Source organism: Micromonospora sp. DT4 (genome assembly GCF_049841675.1).
GTDB lineage: Bacteria > Actinomycetota > Actinomycetes > Mycobacteriales > Micromonosporaceae > Micromonospora.
This window is the reverse complement of sequence record NZ_JBNCKT010000420.1, coordinates 1-380: the sequence shown is the minus strand read 5'-3', so window position 1 is coordinate 380 and position 380 is coordinate 1. Positions and strand designations below refer to the sequence as shown.

Below are 380 nucleotides of genomic sequence, written 5' to 3'. Positions count from 1 at the left end.
AGACGGCGAAGAAGTCTCTCACGTTCTCGTCGCTCATTCTCTGAAACCCGACGATATGCATATGTCCGCCACCGTCGTATTTGACCGTGAATCCGGCGTCCGTCAGGGCTCGGGCAAGCTTGCCATTGTCGGAAATCGCCCCAACTTTTGTCAGGCTATAGAAAATATTTCCGACGCGGTATTCCTTTCCTTTGACATCCACAAGTTCACTCTGAGGGGGGATTTTGTTCCGACGGTTGGGGAGGTCTTTCTGCACCCATGTGGTGATGGCGGCGACACGCTCGTCCACGGTGTAGCGGTGTCGCTTGTGACCTTTGTTGGGGTATGGCTTCTGGCGTTGTTTTTGGCGTGATGTTCGGGTTGGTCCGCTGGTGGACGGG

The 380-nt window shown here is 55.0% G+C and carries 1 protein-coding gene; it reads right to left on the bottom strand.

The features are described 5' to 3' along the window. The coding region (locus ACLQ24_RS30400) for a hypothetical protein (RefSeq protein ID WP_425895167.1) at positions 1-289 on the bottom strand (289 nt) is incomplete at its 3' end. Positions 290-380: the final 91 nt, after the last annotated feature.